Below are 7,464 nucleotides of genomic sequence, written 5' to 3'. Positions count from 1 at the left end.
AGTTTTTTAAGTTAAAACCCAATTCGCCTGGCGGCCATAGTGCTGTAGAACCACCTGTTCCCATTCCGAACACAGAAGTGAAATGCAGTAACGCCGATGGTAGTGCAACGTACGTTTGTGTGAGAGTAGGTCACCGCCAGGCATCCCATAACGTGGAGCGGTAGTTCAGCCGGTTAGAATGCCTGCCTGTCACGCAGGAGGTCGCGGGTTCGATTCCCGTCCGTTCCGCCACTTTTTACATAAACCCAGTCCTTTGTGACTGGGTTTTGTGTTTCTAAATTCCCCATTTTTTCTTATAATTCCACAAGTAAGTCTTATTTTTGTGCATTATTCTCATAATTTTGCTCAATAAAATGTAAATTGTATAATTACTCATTATTATTGTATTTGAGGGGATTTCTATGCCTATTAACATACCTAATGATTTACCTGCTAAAGCTGTACTGAATTCAGAGCAGGTTTTCGTTATGACTGAAGATAGATCTTCTCATCAGGATATTAGACCTTTAAATCTATTGTTCCTTAATTTAATGCCTAAAAAGATCAATACTGAAATTCAGTATATGAGAAAGCTGTCTAATACCCCTTTACAGGTAAATATAACTTTATTAAGAGTTGATGACCATATCTCCAAGTTGACACCTAGAGAGCATATGGATAATTTCTATAAATCATTCTCTGAAATTAAAGATCAGAATTTTGATGGAATGATTGTTACAGGAGCAGCTCTTGATCAGATTGAGTTTGCTGATGTGACCTACTGGGATGCCTTAAAGAAGATACTGCTGTGGTCATCGAAGCATGTTACTTCAACTTTATTCAGCTGCTGGGGTGTTGCTGCTGCCTTAAAAGTATTCTATAACGTTGATATTATCTTCAGGGAAAAGAAACTTTCAGGAATTTATAATGAGAAACTTTCAGATCAGATTGACACTCTTACCCGCGGATTTGATGATGTTTTCAAGGTTCCAATTTCAAGATACTGTGAATTTCCGTTAGATGTTATTAAGGAAAAGACCAATATTGAAGTTCTGGCTTCTAGTGAAGAGACTGGTATGTATCTGGGAGTCTCTCCTGATGGTAGACAGGTATATGTTTCTGGTCATCCTGAGTATGATGCGGATACTTTACTCCAGGAATATACAAGAGATATTGAAGCGGGGAAAAATCCTTCAATTCCTTTAGATTATTTTCCCAATGATGATCCTACTAAGACACCTCTGTGTACATGGAGAGGACATGCCAGTCTGCTATTCTGCAACTGGCTGAATTACTATGTTTATCAGGAAACTCCTTTTGATATTAAAACGATATGATTTTTTAATTTAATCCTATCCCTTTCCTCATAACTTTAATTTTCTCTAAAGGCGCATTAAACAAAGTTTTTTGCGCCTTTTTAATGTAGAATATTACGTTAAACATAGAATGATAAGGTGAAAAAGTGACTGGTTTAAAGACTGCAAAATTTAAAATTGTTGGCGGAAAGGCTTTAGATGGAGAAGTTGTTATCTCTGGTGCAAAGAATGCTGCCCTTCCTATTCTTTTATCCACAATTTTAACTGATGAAAAAGTTTGTTTAAAAAATGTTCCTGATTTAGCTGATGTAAAAACCAGTTTTAAGTTATTACAGGATCTTGGTAAAAAATGTAATTATGATGCTGCAACTGGGGTTGCTGTTATTGAAGGCGGTGTAACCAGTCATGTTGCTTCATACGAATTAGTAAAGACTATGAGAGCCTCCATTATGGCTCTTGGACCTCTTGTGGCCTATGCAGGTTCTGCAGAAGTATCTCTTCCTGGCGGTTGTGCTATTGGTGCTCGTCCTGTTGATCTTCATATCAAAGGCCTTAAAGAGATGGGCGCTCAGATTAATCTTGATGACGGCTATATAAAGGCAAATGCTATTGGTGGAGGAAGACTTCACGGTGGACACATCATTATGGATAAGGTTTCTGTTACTGGTACAGAAAACCTTATGATGGCAGCCTGCCTTGCGGACGGTATTACTGTTATTGATAATGCAGCTTTGGAACCAGAAGTTGAAGATCTTGCTAAATGTCTTAACAAGATGGGCGCAAATGTAAAAGGTGCCGGAACATCAAGAATTGAAATTGAGGGCGTTGAAAAGCTTCATGGCTGTGAGCATTCCGTGGTTGCTGACCGTATTGAGGCCGGAACATATTTAATTGCGGGTATTGCTACAGGCGGTATTGTTACCTGTCTGAATACTTTACCTTCAACTCTGGATGCAGTTCTTCAGAAGCTAAGAGAAGCAAATGCTCTGATTACTGTTGATGGAACCTCTATTACTGCCGATATGCGCAATAGACAGATTAAGCCTGTAAATGTTGTTACTGCTCCTCACCCTGGTTTCCCTACAGATATGCAAGCCCAGATTACAGTACTGAATGCACTTGCAAGTGGTGTAAGTTCAGTAACTGAAACCATCTTCGAGAACAGATTCATGCATATAGCTGAGCTTATCAGAATGGGAGCAAAACTAGAGATCAAGGGAAATACTGTAATCTGTGAAGGTGTAAACAGATTAAAAGGAGCTCAGGTGATGTCATCAGATCTCAGAGCTTCTGCTTCTCTTGTTATTGCTGGATTAGCAGCTGAGGGAACAACAATAGTTGACCGTATATATCATATGGATAGAGGCTATGAACATATTGAGAAGAAAGTTCGCGGTCTTGGTGGTGAAATAGAAAGAATTTATTAGTCATGTTTAATTTATGTCCATATAACACATTTGGTCTTCAGGTTCATGCTGAAAACGGAATTATTGTCAGCAGCGTATCTGATTTAAGAAAGGTTCACGCTGACAATCTAATTGTTCTAGGGCATGGTTCTGATGTACTGTTTACTGATGACTATAAGGGAACAGTAATCATTAATCAGATCAGGGAACTTTGTGTTGAGAGAGATGGTGATGATTTCATCGTAAAGGCTGGAGCTGGCCTTATTTTAGACGATTTAATCAGTACTCTGATTTCTCGTGGAATATATGGTCTTGAGAATCTATCTGCAATACCAGGCACAGTTGGTGCGGCTCCTATTCAGAACGTTGGAGCTTATGGTGTTGAGATAGGAGATTATATTACCGAAGTAAAAGTCTATGATCTGCAGCGACATATTCAGGAAACATTTTCTAACGAAAAATGTAAATTCGGTTACAGATCCTCTTATTTCAAGAAGCACAAGGAAAGAAAACTTGTAATTACTGAGGTTACATTCAGGCTATCTTCAGTTTTTTCACCTAAACTAGTATATAAGGGCCTACAAGAAGAAAGATTTGATAATGCTCTTGCTCTCCGTAATAAGGTAATAGAATTAAGAAATAAGAAGTTACCAGATCCTAAGATAGCTGGAAATGCAGGTTCTTTCTTTAAAAATCCTATTGTTAACAGCAATATAGCTAAAGATTTAGAATCAAAATACGATAATGTTCCTATATATCCAATGGGAGATGGAATGTGTAAAGTTGCTGCTGGCTGGTTAATTGAAAAGGCTGGCTGCAAGGGCATTACTCATGGAAATGTGGGAACCTGGGACAAACAGTCGCTGGTAATTGTAAACAGGGGTGGAGCCAAACCATTTGAAATCGTTGCCTTGGCAAAATATATAATGGCCGAGGTATTCAACAAATTTGGTATTAAGTTAGACCCTGAAGTCAGAACATACGATGCACAAGGAGAAGTATCTTGGGAAAACCTTTAGATATTTTAAAAATTATAAAGTTACTGAATAATGCTCCTGATTTAACTTTAGATAAGACTCTTTTGATGACAGCTCTTGATGCGTCAGAAGAAGATCTCTTTTCTTTAGTAAAGAATCTGTCAGTATATTCTGACGTAATAACTTTTGAAAATGACAAGTTCCTTTTAAAGGATAAAGTAGATCTCCTAGATGACATGTCTATATTCAAAAGAGTTGAAGGCTCTGGTCGTATAGCAATTCTTGATACTGTTGATTCGACGAATACCTTTATGATTAAGAATGCCTCGATGCTTGCTTCTGGCGATGTTGTTATTGCAGAGATCCAGTCAGACGGACGAGGCAGCCGTGGGGGTAAATGGCATTCCGGCTTAGGAAAACAGCTAACTTTATCTGTTTGCTATATTTTTGATTCTTTTGATAAGCTTCAGGGATTATCTGTAGGAATTGGTGTTGCAACTGCAATTTCAATTGAAAGATTCGGTTTTGAAAATGTTCTGCTTAAATGGCCAAATGATGTCTATCTGGATACATTAAAGGTTGGCGGTATTCTCATCGAAACAGTTCCTTATAAGGATAAGGTAAAGGCAATTATAGGCGTTGGACTGAATGTCTACGATGATGATTTTGGCGAGCTTACCCGCGATTATGGCTCAATGTATAAAGAGAAGCCTGAGAATTTCAAGAGAAATGATCTAGCTGCAGCCCTGATTAATAACATTAAGAGAACCTGTGAAGATTTCAACAAGGGAAGCAAACGTATGATATTTGAATCATTTAAAGCCCGAGATGAGATGCTTGGAAAGATGATTCAGGTGGATAATGTTCAAGGCGTCTTTGTTGGTCGTGCTGCTGGCATAGACAATACCGGCGCTCTTCTGTTAGCACAGGAAGATAAAAAGATCTCTATCAGATCCGGTCACATCACTTATCTAAAAGATCAGTAGCCTATATTTGGAGGAAATAAGACTTCTTATTTCCTCAGATATACTTCCTCTATATGATGATCTTTTCCTTTCTTCAAGATTAGATTTGCTCTATTTCTGCATGGAAGGATATTCTCAACCAGATTTGAATGGTTTACAGCCTCCCATATTAGCTTAGCGATACTTGCTGCGTTTTCATCAGGAAGATTTGCATATTTGTGGAAATAGCAGTTAGGATCGTGGAAAGCTTCATCTTTAAGCTTAAGGAAACGATCTATATACCATTTCATCAGATACTTTTCTTCAGCATCAACATATATTGAATAATCTATATAATCAGAAATAAAAGCACGTTTTCTAAATTCAGGGTATTCTGTTGCGTCCTGAAGAACGTTAACACCCTCAATAATTAAAACATTAGGTCTATCAACGATGGTGTATGAATCAGGAACAATATCATAAGTAAGGTGTGAGTATACTGGTACCTTAAGATTTGGTTTGCCTTCCTTTAAATCAAGCAGGAAAGAGATTAGTCGCTTACTGTCATAGGAAACAGGGAAGCCCTTTTTTCCAAGAAGCATTTTTTCTTCTAGATAGGCATTTGGATATAGAAAACCATCAGTTGTTATAAGACTTACTTTAGGTTTGCATGGCCACTGTTTGATTAGTTCAAATAAAAGCTTTGCAGTTGTGGTTTTACCAACAGAAACGGAACCCGATATAGAAATAATGAAAGGAACTGAATCCATAGGAAAGCCAAGAAATTTCTGTATCACAGACAAACGGTCATGTCTGCTGATAAAGTACATTCTTAGAAGACTGGACAATGGAAGATAGATTTTTTTTACATCTTCTAAGGACAATTTGTCATTGAATGCCATGAACTTCTGCAATTCATTTTCTGTTATCGTAAGTTTTTCATCTTCATGTTTGAATGAAGCCCATGTATTAGGATCAAACTTTACAAAAGGTGCAGCAATAACTGAATTGTCTACATTCATAATATAACCTGGTTTCCTAAAAAAAATTACAGGCAGATTTTAACATTAGATGTATATAGACGCTAGAATTTCATCTTTAAAAATACTGAACAGTCTTTTTTATTAAAAAAATTTCTGTTGATATGTTTAACATATTATGCGTTTAAAAATTTTTTTAAGAAAAAAATGGAATCAATATTGTTAATGACGGACTTATTTAAAAAAAAATTTAAAAAAATTTTAAAAATAGAAATGCGAAATATAAGGGATTCTATTGGTATTTTAGAAAAAAAGTAAAAAATTATTTAAAAAAAATGTTGCAATAAATTAAAAGTTTGTTATTATAGTCCCCGCTGTCGAATGATAGCGACATAGTTGGTCCGGAGACGGGCTATCTATGGAGGGGTTCCCGAGTGGCCAAAGGGATCAGACTGTAAATCTGCCGGCTCTGCCTTCGAAGGTTCGAATCCTTCCCCCTCCACCACTTCCCAATTAAATTCTCCGGTATTAATTATTTCATTTGTATCGCGGGCATCGTATAATGGTTATTACCCAAGCCTTCCAAGCTTGTGATACGGGTTCGATTCCCGCTGCCCGCTCCATCGTTTTTTTTATCATCAACGCTGTGAGCCTTTAACGTCTTGTTCACATAGGAAATAAAAAATGGCAAAAGAGAAGTTTGTCCGTGGCAAAGTACACGTAAACGTAGGCACCATTGGTCACGTTGACCACGGTAAGACCACTTTAACCGCAGCTATCACTACTGTTCTAGCAGAGAAGTTTGGTGGTGAGGCACGTAAGTTCGATCAGATCGATAATGCTCCAGAAGAGAAGGCACGTGGTATTACCATTAACACCTCTCACGTTGAGTACGATACTGCAAACCGTCACTATGCACACGTTGACTGCCCAGGTCACGCTGACTATGTTAAGAACATGATTACTGGTGCAGCACAGATGGACGGCGCTATTCTAGTAGTAGCAGCAACTGATGGTCCTATGCCACAGACCCGTGAGCACATTCTGTTAGCACGTCAGGTAGGCGTACCATACATCGTAGTATTCCTAAACAAGTGCGATATGGTAGACGACGAGGAATTATTAGAGTTAGTTGAGATGGACGTACGTGATCTATTAAATCAGTACCAGTTCCCAGGCGACGACACTCCAATCATCCGTGGTTCAGCACTAGGTGCATTAAACGGCGAAGAGAAGTGGAAAGAGGCAATCTATCAGTTAGCAGACACTCTAGATTCATACATTCCAGAGCCAAAGCGTGATATCGATGATCCATTCCTATTACCAATCGAAGATATCTTCTCAATCTCAGGTCGTGGTACTGTAGTAACCGGCCGTGTAGAGCGTGGTATTGTACACGTAGGTGACGAAGTTGAAATCGTTGGTATTCGTCCAACCACCAAGACCACTGTAACTGGCGTTGAAATGTTCCGTAAGTTACTAGACGAAGGTCGTGCAGGTGATAACGTAGGTGTTCTTCTACGTGGTACCAAGCGTGATGAGGTTGAGCGTGGTCAGGTTCTAGCTGCTCCAGGCACCATCACTCCACACACCAAGTTCACTGGTCAGGTATACGTACTAAGCAAGGATGAAGGTGGTCGTCACACTCCATTCTTCAAGGGCTATCGTCCACAGTTCTTCTTCAGAACAACCGATATTACCGGTTCTATCGATCTGAAAGAGGGCGTAGAGATGGTAATGCCAGGTGATAACACCGACATGACCGTAACCCTAATCCACCCAGTAGCTATGGCTGAAGGCGAGAGATTCGCTATCCGTGAGGGCGGCCGTACTGTAGGTGCTGGTGTTGTTGGTTCTATTAT

6 protein-coding genes, 3 tRNA genes and 1 rRNA gene are annotated in these 7,464 nt (G+C 38.9%); 9 read left to right on the top strand and 1 reads right to left on the bottom strand.

Annotated features, from left to right (window positions below; genetic code table 11):
• Nucleotides 1-26 precede the first annotated feature (26 nt).
• From rrf to BM308_RS12890, 6 genes are all read left to right on the top strand, one after another.
• Nucleotides 27-142, top strand: a 5S ribosomal RNA gene (rrf, locus tag BM308_RS12915).
• A gap of 12 nt (nucleotides 143-154) precedes the next feature.
• Nucleotides 155-231: transfer RNA gene (locus BM308_RS12910), tRNA-Asp, on the top strand.
• A gap of 170 nt (nucleotides 232-401) precedes the next feature.
• On the top strand, nucleotides 402-1,316 hold the full coding sequence (locus BM308_RS12905; protein WP_074945775.1) for a homoserine O-succinyltransferase: 915 nt from the start codon (nucleotides 402-404) through the stop codon (nucleotides 1,314-1,316).
• Between the two features lie 125 nt (nucleotides 1,317-1,441).
• Nucleotides 1,442-2,722: a UDP-N-acetylglucosamine 1-carboxyvinyltransferase gene (gene murA / locus BM308_RS12900; protein ID WP_074945773.1), complete on the top strand. Its 1,281-nt coding sequence runs from the start codon at nucleotides 1,442-1,444 to the stop codon at nucleotides 2,720-2,722.
• Between the two features lie 2 nt (nucleotides 2,723-2,724).
• Nucleotides 2,725-3,720: a UDP-N-acetylmuramate dehydrogenase gene (murB, locus tag BM308_RS12895; protein WP_074945772.1), complete on the top strand. Its 996-nt coding sequence runs from the start codon at nucleotides 2,725-2,727 to the stop codon at nucleotides 3,718-3,720.
• Nucleotides 3,705-4,664: a biotin--[acetyl-CoA-carboxylase] ligase gene (locus tag BM308_RS12890; protein WP_074945770.1), complete on the top strand. Its 960-nt coding sequence runs from the start codon at nucleotides 3,705-3,707 to the stop codon at nucleotides 4,662-4,664. Before murB ends, BM308_RS12890 begins: the two co-directional genes overlap by 16 nt.
• A gap of 26 nt (nucleotides 4,665-4,690) precedes the next feature.
• Here the strand turns inward: BM308_RS12890 and coaA are convergent, their stop codons facing one another.
• The gene (coaA, locus tag BM308_RS12885; protein ID WP_074945769.1) at nucleotides 4,691-5,644 is read right to left on the bottom strand and encodes a type I pantothenate kinase; all 954 of its coding nucleotides are present in this window, start codon (nucleotides 5,642-5,644) and stop codon (nucleotides 4,691-4,693) included.
• Between the two features lie 378 nt (nucleotides 5,645-6,022).
• On the opposite strand from coaA, the gene BM308_RS12880 reads away from it, so the two are divergent.
• The 3 genes from BM308_RS12880 to tuf form a co-directional block, all read left to right on the top strand.
• Nucleotides 6,023-6,107 (top strand) — tRNA-Tyr (locus BM308_RS12880).
• Between the two features lie 43 nt (nucleotides 6,108-6,150).
• A tRNA-Gly gene (locus BM308_RS12875) sits at nucleotides 6,151-6,225 on the top strand.
• Between the two features lie 61 nt (nucleotides 6,226-6,286).
• Nucleotides 6,287-7,464: elongation factor Tu (gene tuf, locus BM308_RS12870; RefSeq protein ID WP_074945768.1), on the top strand; the 1,178-nt coding region annotated here is incomplete at its 3' end.

It is taken from the genome of Succinivibrio dextrinosolvens (genome assembly GCF_900116345.1).
In the GTDB taxonomy this organism is placed as follows: domain Bacteria; phylum Pseudomonadota; class Gammaproteobacteria; order Enterobacterales; family Succinivibrionaceae; genus Succinivibrio; species Succinivibrio dextrinosolvens_B.
This window is presented reverse-complemented; position numbering and strand designations above follow the sequence as displayed.

Coding starts and splice junctions, on each gene's coding strand:
- BM308_RS12905 (WP_074945775.1), top strand. CDS start 402: ATGCCTATTAACATACCTAATGATTTACCTGCTAAAGCTGTACTGAAT.
- coaA (WP_074945769.1), bottom strand. CDS start 5,644: ATGAATGTAGACAATTCAGTTATTGCTGCACCTTTTGTAAAGTTTGAT.
- murB (WP_074945772.1), top strand. CDS start 2,725: ATGTTTAATTTATGTCCATATAACACATTTGGTCTTCAGGTTCATGCT.